Source organism: uncultured Parasphingorhabdus sp., assembly GCF_963975555.1.
In the GTDB taxonomy this organism is placed as follows: domain Bacteria; phylum Pseudomonadota; class Alphaproteobacteria; order Sphingomonadales; family Sphingomonadaceae; genus Parasphingorhabdus.
The window spans coordinates 97,064-111,442 of the sequence record NZ_CAXBHH010000007.1; the positions used below are offsets into that span (position 1 = coordinate 97,064).

13 protein-coding genes are annotated in these 14,379 nt (G+C 55.7%); 3 read left to right on the forward strand and 10 right to left on the reverse strand.

From position 1 onward, the window contains the following. Nucleotides 1–6: 6 nt before the first annotated feature. The 6 genes from AAC060_RS13610 to AAC060_RS13635 all read right to left on the reverse strand — a co-directional run bounded on the left by AAC060_RS13610 (nucleotide 7) and on the right by AAC060_RS13635 (nucleotide 6,391). Nucleotides 7–738, reverse strand: coding sequence for a C39 family peptidase (locus AAC060_RS13610; protein WP_339827090.1), 732 nt, complete (start codon nucleotides 736–738; stop codon nucleotides 7–9). 60 nt (nucleotides 739–798) lie between these two features. Then, nucleotides 799–1,194 carry a hypothetical protein gene (locus AAC060_RS13615; RefSeq protein ID WP_339827091.1) on the reverse strand — a complete coding sequence of 132 codons (396 nt, stop codon included), beginning with the start codon at nucleotides 1,192–1,194 and terminating at the stop codon, nucleotides 799–801. A gap of 74 nt (nucleotides 1,195–1,268) precedes the next feature. Then, complete coding sequence (locus AAC060_RS13620) at nucleotides 1,269–1,769, reverse strand: hypothetical protein (protein WP_339827093.1); 501 nt, start codon at nucleotides 1,767–1,769, stop codon at nucleotides 1,269–1,271. A gap of 446 nt (nucleotides 1,770–2,215) precedes the next feature. Continuing rightward, nucleotides 2,216–3,628 (reverse strand): type I glutamate--ammonia ligase, encoded by a 1,413-nt coding sequence (gene glnA / locus AAC060_RS13625; RefSeq protein WP_339827095.1) that lies wholly within the window; start codon nucleotides 3,626–3,628, stop codon nucleotides 2,216–2,218. A 47-nt stretch (nucleotides 3,629–3,675) separates the two neighbouring features. Then, the gene (locus AAC060_RS13630; protein WP_067198215.1) at nucleotides 3,676–4,014 is read right to left on the reverse strand and encodes a P-II family nitrogen regulator; all 339 of its coding nucleotides are present in this window, start codon (nucleotides 4,012–4,014) and stop codon (nucleotides 3,676–3,678) included. Nucleotides 4,015–4,267: 253 nt separating this feature from the next. Further along, nucleotides 4,268–6,391, reverse strand: coding sequence for a PQQ-dependent dehydrogenase, methanol/ethanol family (locus AAC060_RS13635; protein WP_339827099.1), 2,124 nt, complete (start codon nucleotides 6,389–6,391; stop codon nucleotides 4,268–4,270). Between the two features lie 368 nt (nucleotides 6,392–6,759). Between AAC060_RS13635 and AAC060_RS13640 the strand changes: the two genes are divergently transcribed. Then, nucleotides 6,760–9,003, forward strand: coding sequence for an EAL domain-containing protein (locus AAC060_RS13640; RefSeq protein WP_339827101.1), 2,244 nt, complete (start codon nucleotides 6,760–6,762; stop codon nucleotides 9,001–9,003). 349 nt (nucleotides 9,004–9,352) lie between these two features. Then, nucleotides 9,353–10,246, forward strand: coding sequence for an OmpA family protein (locus AAC060_RS13645; protein ID WP_339827155.1), 894 nt, complete (start codon nucleotides 9,353–9,355; stop codon nucleotides 10,244–10,246). A gap of 104 nt (nucleotides 10,247–10,350) precedes the next feature. Here AAC060_RS13645 and AAC060_RS13650 read toward each other — a convergent pair whose 3' ends face one another. From AAC060_RS13650 to tatA, 4 genes are all read right to left on the reverse strand, one after another. Next, complete coding sequence (locus AAC060_RS13650; protein ID WP_339827103.1) at nucleotides 10,351–10,767, reverse strand: RcnB family protein; 417 nt, start codon at nucleotides 10,765–10,767, stop codon at nucleotides 10,351–10,353. Between the two features lie 704 nt (nucleotides 10,768–11,471). Continuing rightward, on the reverse strand, nucleotides 11,472–11,810 hold the full coding sequence (locus AAC060_RS13655) for a hypothetical protein (RefSeq protein WP_339827105.1): 339 nt from the start codon (nucleotides 11,808–11,810) through the stop codon (nucleotides 11,472–11,474). A 116-nt stretch (nucleotides 11,811–11,926) separates the two neighbouring features. Further along, entirely contained in the window at nucleotides 11,927–12,874 is a 948-nt protein-coding gene (locus AAC060_RS13660) for a CorA family divalent cation transporter (RefSeq protein ID WP_339827107.1), read from the reverse strand. A gap of 25 nt (nucleotides 12,875–12,899) precedes the next feature. After that, on the reverse strand, nucleotides 12,900–13,130 hold the full coding sequence (gene tatA, locus AAC060_RS13665; RefSeq protein ID WP_339827157.1) for a twin-arginine translocase TatA/TatE family subunit: 231 nt from the start codon (nucleotides 13,128–13,130) through the stop codon (nucleotides 12,900–12,902). A 645-nt stretch (nucleotides 13,131–13,775) separates the two neighbouring features. Here tatA and AAC060_RS13670 point away from each other — a divergent pair. Beyond that, on the forward strand, nucleotides 13,776–14,291 hold the full coding sequence (locus AAC060_RS13670; protein ID WP_339827109.1) for a hypothetical protein: 516 nt from the start codon (nucleotides 13,776–13,778) through the stop codon (nucleotides 14,289–14,291). Nucleotides 14,292–14,379 lie beyond the last annotated feature (88 nt).

Consider the following 14,379-nt stretch of genomic DNA (forward strand, 5'->3'; position numbering starts at 1 on the left):
TTTCTCTTATGGTACGGTACCAACGCGCACATCGAGCATGAACTCGGGCGTGAGTTGATATAGCGGGGGAAGATGTGTGGTAAGATTTCCGATATCGGTGGTAACGGAAACCTGATCTGTTGGTGCTGTCGCCCAACGATTCCAGTCTCCGGCAAAATTATAAACAGGCCGTTTCTTTATCGGACCGTCGACAATGGCGAGGATTACGCCGTTCCAGTATTTCTGGAATTCTTCAGTAGAATATTTGTTCAAGCCAAGTACGGAATCGCCGACAAGAATCTGGTCTTTCGTCTGGCCTTTCACGACAACAAAATGTTTGAAGCCGTTGATATCCAGCAGAACGATTACCGGGCGCTTCAGCTCGATGAGCTGCTCTGGTTTCAGTTTAAATCCTTCGGCACGGTAGCCCAGTGATTGCAGGTAATTTCTCATATCGAGCATGGAGAATCCGACCTTTCGAATTGTCGGCTTGTCTCCGAGATCCCACATCGCGCGAAAAGGCACACGTTCTGCAGTCGGTCGATCATAATGATATGTGAGCAATGTGGCGACGGCAGCGGAGCCGCAGCTAAAATCAAAGCGCTGGCGCACGACTGATCGGAATGGAATATCCCACCAGGTCATCACCCCGACCGAAAAATCTCCTCCGGCAACCTCGCGTCCCAGACGCACCTCGGCATTGACCGTGGGGCCGCAAAATAGCGCGGCACCCACAAAAACCAATACCCCGCCCTTCAAGCTGTGCCGAAGGGACGGTAGTATCTGGGTCAAGATGAGTCCCGGTTTCATCAACCAGACCTAGTTTTCTACATTTATTGTTATGCTCATCCCCGCTTGCAGCGAAGATTGTGCACCGGTGTTGAACACGAAATTACCCAGACCGCTAAAATTGGAAAAGGCATTGTCAGCCAGACTGACATCACCGGCGGTAAAGTCACCATTAATGGTGTTACCGGTATTTTCGGCATTGAGCAGTTGGTTGTTGATCGCGATTTGAGTGCCTCCCCGCATTTCATCCAGCTCATTCATCGAAAGCATTGGCGTTTTAGATTGCCCTTCTGCTGCGAGTGGAGGGGCTTTGGAGGTAGATGTTGCGGGTGCCATATTTTCTTCGCCACCGGTTTGTTGTGCAGCGACAGGTGCCGCTGCTAATGAAAACGGCATTATCGCGAGGGCCAGATGATGTTTGTTCATTGTCATTACTCCCGGTCAACAAGGATGTGATGGGCCGATCTCATCAGATGAAATCGGCCCAACCTGATGGTCGATCAGTCGCCGCCACCACCGGCTGCGGGAGCAGCGCCGCCGTCACCAAAATTAATCGTGCCTTGTGCAGCGATGTTCGATGCTGCCTGGGCATTGGAGTTAATTCCGGTGTTCCATGCCTGGTTCAGGATACCGGCATAGGCTGCGAATGCACTGCCGTTGATGTGGTTTTCACCGCTATTATATCCGACCGGCGCAGGGTTTCCATCTTCGCCATCCATATCGACCACTTCGTCGAGATTCTGGTTGGTGTTGACGGCATTGAGCAATTGATATGCCGAGACGGTATTGTTGCGGCTGCCAATATCGCCGACAGTGAGCGTGTCATTGTCCTGCGAGTTATTTTGTGCCTGAAGATACACATCGAGCAGATCATTGACTACGACAGCCCCGTTATCGATGTCGGTGACGTCATTGTCCTGTGTTTGCTGGGCAAGGGCGGGTGCGCCGATTGCCAGAGCGCCTGCTGCAGCGGAAGCCGCAAAAAGTTTACTCATTTTCATCGTCATTCTCCTATTGGGTCAAAGGCATCCATTATTCCCTGATCAAAGAAGGAATGGATTAAGAGGCCCTGTTGTTTACCGCATCTTGCGGTCCGATCCTGATAGGATGAGTCGCAAAGGAGGTTGTTGCGAAATGGCAATATGTAGAAACTTTATTCATTTCGAGATTATGATGATACTGAAGTTGAAAACTTTAAAGCTGTATCAGAACGTCCCGTGTGTATCATTGCCTCGGGCAACCCAAATGTCCGCTTTCGATATGTAGCAGTCCATAATATTGCTCGCCTCAACGTCCGCTTCCCACCCACTTCCCGCCTTCCAGAACGTTCAAAACGAACGTCCGCATTCAGGGTGAAGCGGTTGACCCCACCCGCATCCACCAGCCACAAAAAAGCCCGGAGCAATCGCTTGCCCCGGGCTTGTTGTTTTCAATCTGACCTGAAGGATCAGCTCGAATAATACATTTCATATTCGACCGGGCTCGGTGTGGTTTCGAGACGGCTGACTTCTTCCCATTTCAATGCGGCATAGGCATCGATCTGGTCTTTCGAGAACACATCGCCCTTGAGCAGGAACTCGTGATCGGCTTCGAGAGCTTCCAGCGCTTCGCGGAGCGAGCCACATACGGTCGGCACTTCGGCCAGCTCTGCCGGTGGCAGATCATAGAGATTCTTGTCCATGGCTTCGCCCGGGTGAATCTTGTTTTCGATCCCGTCGAGACCCGCCATCAGCAAGGCTGCTGCCGAGAGATAGGGGTTGGCGAGTGGATCGGGGAAGCGGAATTCTACGCGCTTCGCCTTGTCACCGGCACCATAAGGAATACGGCAGGATGCGGAACGGTTGCGGCTCGAATAAGCGAGCAGCACCGGTGCTTCAAAACCCGGGACCAGACGTTTGTAGCTGTTGGTGGTCGGGTTGGAGAAGGCGTTGACAGCCTTGGCATGTTTGATCACGCCGCCGATATAGTGGAGGCACATTTCCGAGAGGCCCGCATATTCATTACCGGCGAACAGTGGCTTGCCGTCTTTCCAGATCGACATATGGGTGTGCATGCCGCTGCCGTTATCGTCCTTGATCGGCTTCGGCATGAAGGTTGCGGTCTTGCCATAGGCATGGGCAACCTGCTGCACGACATATTTGTAGACCTGCACGCGGTCGGCGGTTTCGGTCAGCGTGCCGAAGGTAATTCCCAGCTCGTGCTGGCAAGCGGCGACTTCATGATGGTGCTTGTCCATTGGCAGGCCCATTTCGATCATCGTCGCGACCATTTCGCCGCGGATGTCGACGGCGCTGTCTACCGGAGCAACCGGGAAATAGCCGCCCTTGATGCCGGGACGGTGACCCATGTTGCCGACGTCATAATCGCGGCCGCTGTTGGTTGGCAGCTCGACATCGTCGATCTTGAAGCCCGAACGATCATAGCCGGTTTCGAATTTCACATCGTCGAACATGAAGAATTCGGGTTCTGTCCCGACATAGACGGTGTCACCGATACCGGTGGACTTGAGGTAGGATTCAGCGCGGACAGCGGTCGAACGCGGATCGCGGCGATAGAGAGATCCGTCGCCTGGCTCGACAATGTTGCAGATCAGGATCATCATCGGGGTTGCCGAGAACGGGTCCATATACATGGCATCCAGGTCGGGGCGCAGGATCATGTCGGATTCATTGATCACTTTCCAGCCGCCGATCGACGAGCCGTCGAACATGAAGCCTTCTTCAAGCATATCTTCATCGATGATATGGCCGCACATCGACAGATGATGCCATTTGCCGCGTGGATCGGTGAACCGGACATCGACCCATTCGATCTCGTGTTCCTTGATCATTTTAACAATATCGGATGCTGTATTGCCCATTTTTTAGTCCCTTGATTTTGTTGTGTTTGGGTTGTGTGCGATAAAAATCAGATGGCGTCGTTGTCGCGCTCGCCGGTGCGGATGCGCAGTGCGGATTCAACCGGAATGACAAAGATCTTGCCGTCGCCGATGCGGCCGGTCTGGGCGGCTGCGGCAATCGCTTCGACCGTGCGGTCGGCAAGGCTGTCCTCGACCACCACTTCCAGCTTCACCTTGGGCAGGAAGTCGACAACATATTCAGCGCCGCGATAGAGTTCGGTATGGCCTTTCTGCCGGCCAAAGCCTTTGGCCTCGGTCACGGTGATCCCGGAAACGCCGACTTCATGCAGCGCTTCTTTGACTTCATCCAGTTTGAACGGTTTGATTATGGCTTCAATCTTTTTCATTTCATACGTCCCCGTGTACCAACTCTTCGGCGCTTGCTCCCGGACAGGAACAAGGCACCTTGGCCGGGCACAATTGCCCGATACTATTCAATTACCATGCCAGAATCGATTCGTCTGCAGAATCACCGGAATGCTTGACTCTATAGCTAATGCCTAATGTGACCACTGACAATGCCGCCCAAAAAACGGGCATTTATGGGCGGGCGTGACTGTTTTTTAGGCAGGGGTTTCGCGCTGATATGCAGCGCGAAACCTAACGTTGTGTCGGAGCCGTCATTTCCGGCAGATTGGCCTTGGTCCAGTTCGACCGGTTCACCACATAATGGCGGATATTTTCCACCTGAGTGGCGCTGAGCTGCTTTCCGAAGCTGACCATGCCGGCATGTTTCAACGCGCCGCCGGTGACCACTGAAGCCCATGCGTCGGTATCCGGCAGCACGCCGCTGACCCGGAGGTCAGGCGTGAAGCCGTTGCCGATGGCGCTGTCGCCGTGGCAGACCAGACAATTGCGACCGAAGAGCGCCTTGCCGGCAGCAATCTGTTCCGGCGTTCCGGTCTGGACCGGTGGATCCCAGACGACTTCGCCCTTTTCGGGCAGCGCCGGCAGTTTCACCTTGCCGCCAAGCTTCATCACCACCAGCCGGGGGATGTTGGGTAGCTGGCGGGTGACGCCGCCAGCAACGCCGGCAACCAGCGGGAAGGCACCGCCCTTGCTAGTCAGGAAGGCGACATATTGTTCGCCGTCGATCATATAGGTGGAAGGGGCGCTGACGATGCCGGACTGCATCTCCATGCTCAGCAATTCCTTGCCCTTGTCGGCGGAATAAGCCTTGAACAGGCCGGTGCTGGTGCCCTGGAATACCAGATTACCGGCAGTGGTCATCGTGCCGCCATTCCATGCCGCTGGATAATCCTTGCTCCATGCGACCTTGCCGGTTTTCGGATCGAACGCGACCAGCCTGCCGGTCGTTGCGGCAATCGCAGCCTTGTAGAATTCCTTGTCGTCGGGCAGCTGGCCGATCGACCAGCCGATACCGACGTTGAAGCCGAGCCGTTCGCGCTTCTTGTCGATCTCGCTGACCGGCACATCATAGCCCTGCGGGATTTGCTGGGCAGGGATGTAGACGAGGCCCGTCTTCGGATTATAGCTCATCGGATGCCAGTTATGCGCGCCGAGTGCGCCCGGGATCGCAATGAAAGGTTTTCCGGTCTTGTAGAAGCGGGATTCCGGATTCTCGATCGGGCGACCGGTGTCGAGATCATAGCCGGTGGCCCAGTTGATACCGTCAACATAAGGTTCGGCGCTGATCAAAGTGCCGTCGATCCGGTCGATGACAAAGAAGAAACCGTTTTTCGGCGCGTGATACAGTACCTTGCGCATCTTGCCGTCGATTTCGAGCTCGGCCTGAATGATATGCTGGGTCGCGGTATAGTCCCAGGTTTCCGCTGGTGTTTCCTGATAATGCCAGAGATATTTGCCGGTATCCGGATTGACCGCGACGACCGAGGAGAGGAACAGATTGTCGCCTTCGCCGCCGGAGCGCAGGCCGTGATTCCACGGATTGCCATTGCCGACGCCAAAGTAGAGCTGGTCGAGATCCTCGTCATAGACAATGCTGTCCCAAACCGTGCCGCCGCCGCCGGAAACTTTCCATTCGCCGTCGCTCCAGGTCTGGGCCGCCGCTTTTGCGAAAATCTCGTCACTGGCCGCGCCGTCCGGCTTTCCTTCCGGATTGGGAACGGTGTAGAAACGCCATTTCATCGTGCCGTCGCGGACATCATAAGCGGACAGATAGCCGCGCACGCCGAATTCCGCGCCGCCGTTGCCGATGATCACCATATTCTTGACCACACGCGGAGCGCCGGTGATGGTGTAAGGCTTGCTGTTATCGGTGGTCTGGGTTTCCCACAGCCGTGCACCGCTGATCGCATCAAGCGCGATCAAGCGACCGTCGATGGTGCCGAAATACAGTTTGCCGCGATTGACCGCGACCCCGCGGTTGACGACATCACAGCAGGCGTCGACCGCTTTCTCGCCGGAGACTTCCGGATCATAAGACCAAAGTTCCTTGCCGGTCTTTGCGTCATAGGCAAAAACCTTCGACCATGCGGTGGAGATATAGAGTTTGCCGTCGACAACAACCGGCGTCGCTTCCTGGCCCCGCGCATCGGGCAGGTCCTTGAACCAGGCTATGCCCAGTTTGTCGACGTTGCTTTCGTTGATCTGGTCAAGCGGGCTGTGGCGCTGTTCCTTGGCGTCAAAGCCGATATTGTTCCAGTCCGCATTGGTGACCCCATCGGTCGCCGCCGGTTCACTGGTCTGGTTCTGGCAAGCCACCAGCATCAGAGGAGCCAATAACAATCCCAGCCTGCGCATCACCCGTCTCCTAAAATTGCCGGACGCTCAACCATCCATGCGATTTAACTGACTAGCTAAAAGCGGGGCGGTTGGTCAAGGACTATAGGGCGGTGGGGGCAGCCTCTCGGTTTGAATCTGGGGTTTACGGGTCTCCCGTGTCACCGGTAGCTGCGGAATGTGCAGGTTCCGGCCCTCGTGCCTGCGCTGTTCCGAAAGGGGCGTGCGCATGCTTCCGGTCATCAGCCGGGTGGCAAATAAAGGCGGCAACTATATTTGCAACATCATGTAAATTGTTGAGATATACGATTTTTATCTATCCTCATTTTATCATTCGCTAACTTTTGCCCTTTATCGGTGTGCGTTAGAAATAGAGGCCAGTCTGTAGAATGAAAATGGAACAGTTCAACATTGAGAAGAGCCAGGAACTTGGCTTCTCGGACAATGAATCGCAAAGTTTCTTTGACCGCATCAGCGCGCGCATCTTTAGCCAGAACAGGGCTGCGGATAGCGCGACTGGTATGTCCAGCCTGAGAACAACGGAGGCACTGCTGCTTCTTCAAAATTATGAAGAAACGAGGCAGGGCTGGTTCTGGTCAACGGACAAGGCTGGCAATATAACCTATATTACCGAGACCCTGGCGGAGGTGATGAACAAGTCTCAGGCAGAATTGCTGGGAACGCCGTTTTTCGAACTATTTGCAAAGCCCGAGGACGGTGTGCCCAACCAGAGGACGTTGCCGTTCATGCTGGCAAAGCAATGCCTGTTCAGCGATCTGAAGCTGAAAGCCGTGATCGGGGAGGACGACCGCTGGTGGTCGATCTCGGGGAAGCCGCAACTGGACAAGTCCGGTGAATTTGTCGGCTATCGGGGCAATGGCAAGGACATAACGGCGCAGCAACGGTCCGAGGAAGAATCCTCCCGTTTGGCAATGTTCGATTCGTTGACCGGTCTGGCAAACCGCACGTCAGCGACGAACACACTCGTATCCACGCTTGCCGCTTTCAAGCAACAAAAGCGGACCTGCGGCCTATTGCTGGTCGATCTGGACCGTTTCAAGCAGGTCAACGATACTATGGGTCATCTTGCCGGAGATGAAATGCTGAAGCAGGTCGCAAAACGGCTGTTAAAAGCGGTTGGCAATCGCGGTGAAGTATGCCGTATTGGCGGCGATGAGTTTCAAATCCTGCTTCCGGACATGGAAGACCGTGGTGAACTTGGCAAACTTTCGAACAATATTATTTCGAGCCTGACCGAACCTTATACGGTGGATGGATCGCGATGCATTATCGGGGCCTCAATCGGTATCGCGATCAGTCCGTTTGACGGGATGACGAGCGAGGAACTGATCCACAGTGCCGATCTCGCTCTCTATGCTGCAAAAGGCAGCGGTCGCGGGCGTTTCCATTTTTTCTCGGAAGATCTGCAACAGTCTGCAAAGGATCGGAGAATCCTCGAAGACGATTTGCGTGACGCTTTATCCAACGATCAATTGTCTCTGGCCTATCAGCCGATCGTCAATGCGAAAAATGATGTTGTACGTGGTGTGGAAGCGCTGATGCGCTGGAACCATCCTGAACGGGGCCCGATCTCCCCCGTGCTCTTCATTCCCATCGCCGAAGAGGCGAATCTCATCAAATCTCTGGGCGAATGGGCCCTGAACCGGGCCTGCCAGGATGCCGTGAAATGGCCCAGCAAATTCATCGTCGCGGTCAACGTTTCGCCCATCCAGTTCGCCGATGAAAAGCTGCCGGCCATTGTGACCAGCGCCCTGAAAAAATCGGGTCTGCCGGCAGGACGGCTGGAACTGGAAATCACCGAAAGCGTGTTTCTGGAAGGATCGGAAAAGACAGAAAAGATGTTCGCCGATCTGAAGAATATCGGGGTTCGGCTGGCGCTTGATGATTTCGGCACCGGATATTCGTCTTTGGCCTATCTGCAAACAGCGCCGTTTGACAAAATCAAGATCGACCAGAGCTTTGTTCGCGGGGCTACTATTCCAGGATCGCGCAATGGCGCTATTATTTCTGCCATTGTTGCGCTTGCCGAGGCGCTGGATATGGAAACGACGGCCGAGGGCATTGAGGCGATGGACGAGCTCGCGTGGATACGCGGCCTCAATGTCAGTCACGTTCAAGGCTTTGTCTATAGCAAGGCGGTTGAGGCCGACGAGCTGGTCCGCCTGGTAGAAAAAGGTGACTGGATTGTCACGCCGAACGGCCCGGCGAAGTTTCGCCATGACCGAATATCCATGTATCGCAAGGTCCGCGCGGTCCACGAGAACCACTGCTATTCACTCATGATACGCAATATCTCGGAGACCGGCGCGTTGCTGGAAGGGTTGTGGGACGTCCCTGTCGGCACCAAATTTGTCATTGATTTCGGTGAGGGTCAGCTGGCTGTCGCGGTGGTGCGCCGTTCCGACAAGCGCCAGCAAGGCATCGAGTTCGAGCGGCGACTGGTGAGCGACGGCAACGGCGGTCTGTGCACCAGCCGCAGGGTTTCTCCCTATCTGATCGCCGAGGCCGGGATGCAAATTCCCAATGTACCAGCCGATTTCTATCCGAAGCCGAGCTATGCAACTTCGGTCGACGCCATACCCAGCTTCTACACGTCTAACGACAAGAAATAGATTTCGCCGACCTTGGCAGGTCGCCGTTCATCGCTGCCCGATCACAGAAGCTGGATTAGCCGTGCGCTTGGCCATGATCGCGCCGTCTTGCGCCGCCGCCGCTAACGGCTCGCCGCAGGACCCTCTCGGGTTGTCCGCAGAATCGGTACTATTACCCCACATGTTCATCCGGCAGACAGGGTCACCTGACCAATCGGGCTATTCACATGTCCACATGCGGCTTTTGTGCCGCTCCATATTGTGCCGAGAACCGAAGGGGAGCCCGACAGACGGCACAGCATCGCGAGCCCGGCCGGACCAACCCCTCCGGACCGGCTGAACCAAATATATCGATTGAAGGAGAATAATGATGAACAACATTTCCGGAAATACCAGAATAAGCGCCTTGCTCGCCACGGTTGCCATTTTGGCATCGGGCAGCGCATCCGCGCAGTCGGCAGCCGACAGAGAAGATATCATCGTCACCGGCCAGCAGGAAGCGCAAACAGCCAATATAGCCATGGACTTGTCCGAAGCCCCCGAGGGTCCGGAGATCGAAGGCATTATCTCCGCCCGCAGTGCCGACAGATTGCAGGTCACTGGCAGTGACGGCACGCAGACGATCATCGCCTTCACCGATGCCACCGAGATAAAGGCCAGCAAGGGCCTGCTTGGTCTGGGACGCAAGGCGCTCGGCGCTGATGCGCTGCTCAACGGCCTCCCGGTCAGCGTCGACACGGTGCAGGTTGGCAGCGATCTGGTCGCCAGCAAGATCAATCTCCGCAATAGCGATCTCAAGACCGCCAATATGATCCACAATGGCACCGCTCAGGGTTTTGCCGAACAGACCGCCGCAACCGAAGCGCTGCGCAGCCGCGTCGGCGATATCGACCAGTATAATGTCAAGGGTACGACCAATGTCCACTTCGACACCGGCAAAGCAACACTGTCCGCTCGCGGCAAAGCCGATCTATGCGCCACCACACAGGCGGCCGACGAAATGGACAACGCCCTGATCCTGGTCGTTGGCTATACCGACTCAACCGGCGATTATGAATATAACCAGCAGCTCAGCGAAAAACGGGCGAGCCGCGTGGTCAATTATATCCAGCAGAATTGCGGCTGGAAACCCTATCGCATGCTGACCCCGACCGGCATGTCCGAAGCCGATCCGCTCGGCAACAACGACACTGCCAGCGGCAAGGCGCAGAACCGCCGCGTTGCGGTGAATATTCTGGTCAGCAAGGGTTTGGACGGCCTTTAAGCCACCGGACCACTCAAGCAAGCGGGGCGGGTACGCCCGCCCCGTTATTTTCCGGCAGGGTGTGGTCCCAACGACCCGCACCCTGCCAGATGCTTTATCGCGCTTTAGTAAATGCTGGCCACGATCTGGATGATAAGATTGTTGCTCAACCGGACCAGCAAGGCGTCGTTGCCGGAACGCACCCAGACATAGCCGCGCGGCGGTGCCGAAAGCTGGCGATGTTCGCGATAATCTACCCGGCGGTAATTGGAGGCTTTGGCCCGCTCAAACCGCTGTCCCTTGGCAAATTTATGTCCCGAATTGCTGGCCTTCTGCGGGGTGGCAGCCGGCTTGTTGTTGTTGGCGTTGTTGTTGGATTTCGTGTTGGTCTGCTTCGTCGGTGTGTTCTTGCTGTTGTTCTTTTGCGTGCTTTGGCTGTGCGTGTTTTCGTTGCGATCATTGCGGTCGTCGTGGCTCTGGGCAAAAGCGCTGACGGGGACCATAAGGGCGAGGGCGCATAAGGTGGATATGGTTTTTTTCATGATTATTTCCTTGTGTTGGTATCGAATAGAATAGCGTCACGACGTCTGTCAGTCGCATGATAAACTGTCTTAAATTGTCGCAGAAAACTGGGGTGCACACGGCTTCAGGGCTGCGCGACCGACGCAAAAATATCCCGTCGATCCGTAGCGGGCCGGGGTCTGAAATCCATCGTCCACAATCCATTTGCTGTGTGGCCCCCGATATTCTCGCTAGCCGTTTATTGTGGAGGGATTATGGATGCCGCGATCAAGGCGCAACGGTTCAGCGCAGGCAAGGGCCGTAACCTTCGCGCTGCGGAAATGCCCGCCCGTATGGCGACAGCATTGGCCGGGTGAATTGTCACCCTATGTTATTGTGATAGCCTTCGCCAGTTCGCGAAAGCGGATACCGGGTTCAGCTGCTTTGTCGTTCCTCGCTTCTGCGATCCCCTTTTCGCCGTTCCCCCTTGCGTCGCTCCGGTCCCCGGTAATCGGGATCGTCATGTACGCGGCGGTCTGCTTTGCGAGGGTCAGAAGATGAGTCCCCGTCCGGATTATTACTAGACATATCGTTTGCTCTCCCCGAACAAATTCTAGCGCCCTTTCAGAAAGTTACTTTATCTAGTCTTGTCTGTAAACCATATTTTCAAAGCCTGTATATGGTCCCCGTTCAACTATATTCTTTGTCCGGCCCGGTTCGGCAAAAAAAGCAGCGCACCGCCCGATCAGCGCTGCTTTCTGGTCGTCGCGGCATTGAAGTCGGGGTCCTTTTTCGCCACCCAGTTCACAAATTTTCGGATCACCGGATCGGCGAGCAGCGCGTCGACATCCATTGCGTGGCGCTGCAATTCGCTATTGGTAAAATGGGTGATGATGGTTTGCTGGCAAATCGGATGCATCGGCACAGTATCGCGTCCGCCCCGGCTTTTCGGCACCGGATGATGCCAGACAATGGTCTTGCCGGTCGGCCGCCCGCAGAGCCAGCAAGCAGGCACTTCCGCCGGATCTTCCTGCTCGGCTTCGCTATCCTGATAGCCACCATTTTTCGAATGTTTGCGGGCCATATGCCTCTACCTATTTTGTCTGAACTCGGTTTGCCCGCCTAGGCGGACGCAACCGGGATGGCTACCGAAAGCTGGTTATCGCCTTGGCATTGCCCCTTCGGCGTGTCGTCACCGCCTCAGCCAGTGCCGCATGCCGAACCACCCAGAACACCGAGCCCCAGAACGACGCAGAAACCGACCACGCCCCAGAAGGCCCATTGCTGATGCGCAAACGGAATGCCGGCCACGTTCATGCCGAGCAAGCCGGTCACAAAGGTGAGCGGCAGAAAGATGAAGGCGACAATGGCGATCATCAGACTCCGCCGGTCGACCAGTTCTGCCCGCAGGTCGGTAAGCTGTTCGTGCAGCAGCGCGGCGCGCTCGCGGATCGCCTCCAGTTCCTCCGCCATTCTTGCGAACAGGTCGGCGGCCTCCCGAATGTGAAGGCGATCCTCCTCGGCCAACCATTCGACCTTGAGTCCGACCAGGACAAGCAGCGCATCCCGATTGGGCGCGATGAACCGCCGGAAGGCGATTGCCTGCGAGCGGATGGTCGCGATTCGGCGGCGCAGCTGGTAGATATTTCCCGCATCCAGCTCGCTCTCGCATTCGTCGACCTCGTCGCCAAGACTGACGACTTCGGGGTTCATACTGCTGCTGATCGCCTTGGAGAATGCGGCGACCAGATCACCGGAATCGGAAATCTCGCCGCTGCGCATCGCGGTCTCGACCTGGCTGATTGCGGCAAGGCTGCGGCGGCTGACCGATATCACCCGGTTGCCATGCACCCAGGCGCGGATGGAGACGAGCCGGTCACCATTGTCTGCCGTTTCCATCGCCGGTCCGCGCAGGTTGATCAGCGCTCCGTCATCGATCTGGTCGCATCGGGGCCGTGTTTCCGAGGCGACGAGGGCGCCCATCACCACGTCCGGAATGTCCGCATGATTGATCGCCGAAGAGAGATCCACGCTGTCGGCTTGCTCAAAATGCGCCCACTGGAAATCGGCATCCTCCAGCGCACAGGATTGCCCGTCGGAAAGCTCCGTGACCGCATGGTCATGGAAAATGAGCGTGAAGCTTCTCATGACGCCGGAGCGTCGAATGTGGCGATCATTCGGCTTCGCTCTGGTTGCCGTTGGGCTCTGATTGGACCGGCGTAGACATGCTATTGCCATGCGGGATCACTGGGTCATCAAAACCCTCGCCACCGGTCAGTTCCTTGCGAAAACTGCCGAGACCTTTGCCCAGGTCTCCCATGATATCCGAAATCCGCCCCGGTCCGAAAAGCAGAAACACGACCAACAATACGATAATCCAGTGACTGACCGACAACATTCCCATGTTCATCTCCGCCAGCACCCCGGTCCCCGCCATTGATCAACAGAAACCCGGGCTTTCGCCAGCCCAAAAATTAGAAAGCAAAACCGCGACACCGCCCGGTTCGGAACGACAGCCGGAGCGTCACAAGACGGCGCATCCAGCCGGCCGGGATCATAAGTCACGGGGAAGGTTGCAACAAGCGGATAATTGCGGGTGCTGGACGGGCCGGTGCCGATCGGCCGCCCGCAGAGCCAGCAAGCAGGCGTCTCCGTCGGAGCTTGTTCCTGCCCGTGCGGCATGTCCTGATAGCCACCATCTTTCGGATGTCTCCGGGCGATATATGACTGCCTATATTGCTGGAATATCCGCTGCGCTCACCGCCAGCATTTCGTTATTATCCTGTGTCATTAATATTACGTTCAAGAAAATAGCTTCTGTTTTCCAGTCAACATATCACGAAAATAAAACAAAACCGGGATAAAATGATATTTCCTGTCGATGAACAGATTATTAGATATTATTTATGGAACACATCGATATCTCGAGAATTTTTATATTATCCATCCGGAAAAAACAACTTTCCGGTGATGAATATAGGCAAATAATTGTCTTATAACACAATCTGTTCATGGCTTTTGCTTTGGACTATAATAAAGGAGATTAAATATGTTACGTATTTTGACAGCAGTAAGCGCAATTGCATTGGCTTCTCCCACTCTGGCGCAAGAGGCACAACCATCGATGACCCCTGAAGGCTCCGTGACCGGAACCGAGATTCCGGCCAGTGATATGCCAGGGTCGAGCACGGTCAACGATCCTGCTTCATCCACGCCGGAGTCCGCCCCGGACGGGATCGTCGAAGACATGGAAGCCGACAACCAGATTGCGGAAGCAGCGCCCACAACCGAGACCGCGCCGACCAATAGCGCGGAAGCCGTACAAAACCTGGTTGATCAGGAGTTCGCAAATTATGACGCCGATGGAAGCGGTGACTTGGACAAGGCCGAATTTGCGGCATGGATGACAAAGCTGCGTGCCGATACAATGGCTGCGCAGGGTCAGGCAGGCGAAGTCTCTTCGGTCGAGATGGAAAAGTGGACCGAGACCGCCTTTGCGGCGGCCGACAGTGACCAGAGCAGTACGGTCAGCAAGCCCGAAATCTCTGATTTCCTGATGGGCTGATGCGAAGCGGCTACCCGTAAGTTGTCTCACGCCCCCCGATAAGACAACCGCACTGGATAACCGTGAAAGAGCGGCTGCTGGAAACGGC

What these genes read in the sequence shown, in the direction of transcription:
- AAC060_RS13615 (WP_339827091.1), bottom strand. Translation starts at nt 1,194, where the DNA reads ATGAACAAACATCATCTGGCCCTCGCGATAATGCCGTTTTCATTAGCA.
- AAC060_RS13620 (WP_339827093.1), bottom strand. Translation starts at nt 1,769, where the DNA reads ATGAAAATGAGTAAACTTTTTGCGGCTTCCGCTGCAGCAGGCGCTCTG.
- glnA (WP_339827095.1), bottom strand. Translation starts at nt 3,628, where the DNA reads ATGGGCAATACAGCATCCGATATTGTTAAAATGATCAAGGAACACGAG.
- AAC060_RS13630 (WP_067198215.1), bottom strand. Translation starts at nt 4,014, where the DNA reads ATGAAAAAGATTGAAGCCATAATCAAACCGTTCAAACTGGATGAAGTC.
- AAC060_RS13635 (WP_339827099.1), bottom strand. Translation starts at nt 6,391, where the DNA reads ATGCGCAGGCTGGGATTGTTATTGGCTCCTCTGATGCTGGTGGCTTGC.
- AAC060_RS13640 (WP_339827101.1), top strand. Translation starts at nt 6,760, where the DNA reads ATGAAAATGGAACAGTTCAACATTGAGAAGAGCCAGGAACTTGGCTTC.
- AAC060_RS13645 (WP_339827155.1), top strand. Translation starts at nt 9,353, where the DNA reads ATGAACAACATTTCCGGAAATACCAGAATAAGCGCCTTGCTCGCCACG.
- AAC060_RS13650 (WP_339827103.1), bottom strand. Translation starts at nt 10,767, where the DNA reads ATGAAAAAAACCATATCCACCTTATGCGCCCTCGCCCTTATGGTCCCC.
- AAC060_RS13655 (WP_339827105.1), bottom strand. Translation starts at nt 11,810, where the DNA reads ATGGCCCGCAAACATTCGAAAAATGGTGGCTATCAGGATAGCGAAGCC.
- AAC060_RS13660 (WP_339827107.1), bottom strand. Translation starts at nt 12,874, where the DNA reads ATGAGAAGCTTCACGCTCATTTTCCATGACCATGCGGTCACGGAGCTT.
- tatA (WP_339827157.1), bottom strand. Translation starts at nt 13,130, where the DNA reads ATGGGAATGTTGTCGGTCAGTCACTGGATTATCGTATTGTTGGTCGTG.
- AAC060_RS13670 (WP_339827109.1), top strand. Translation starts at nt 13,776, where the DNA reads ATGTTACGTATTTTGACAGCAGTAAGCGCAATTGCATTGGCTTCTCCC.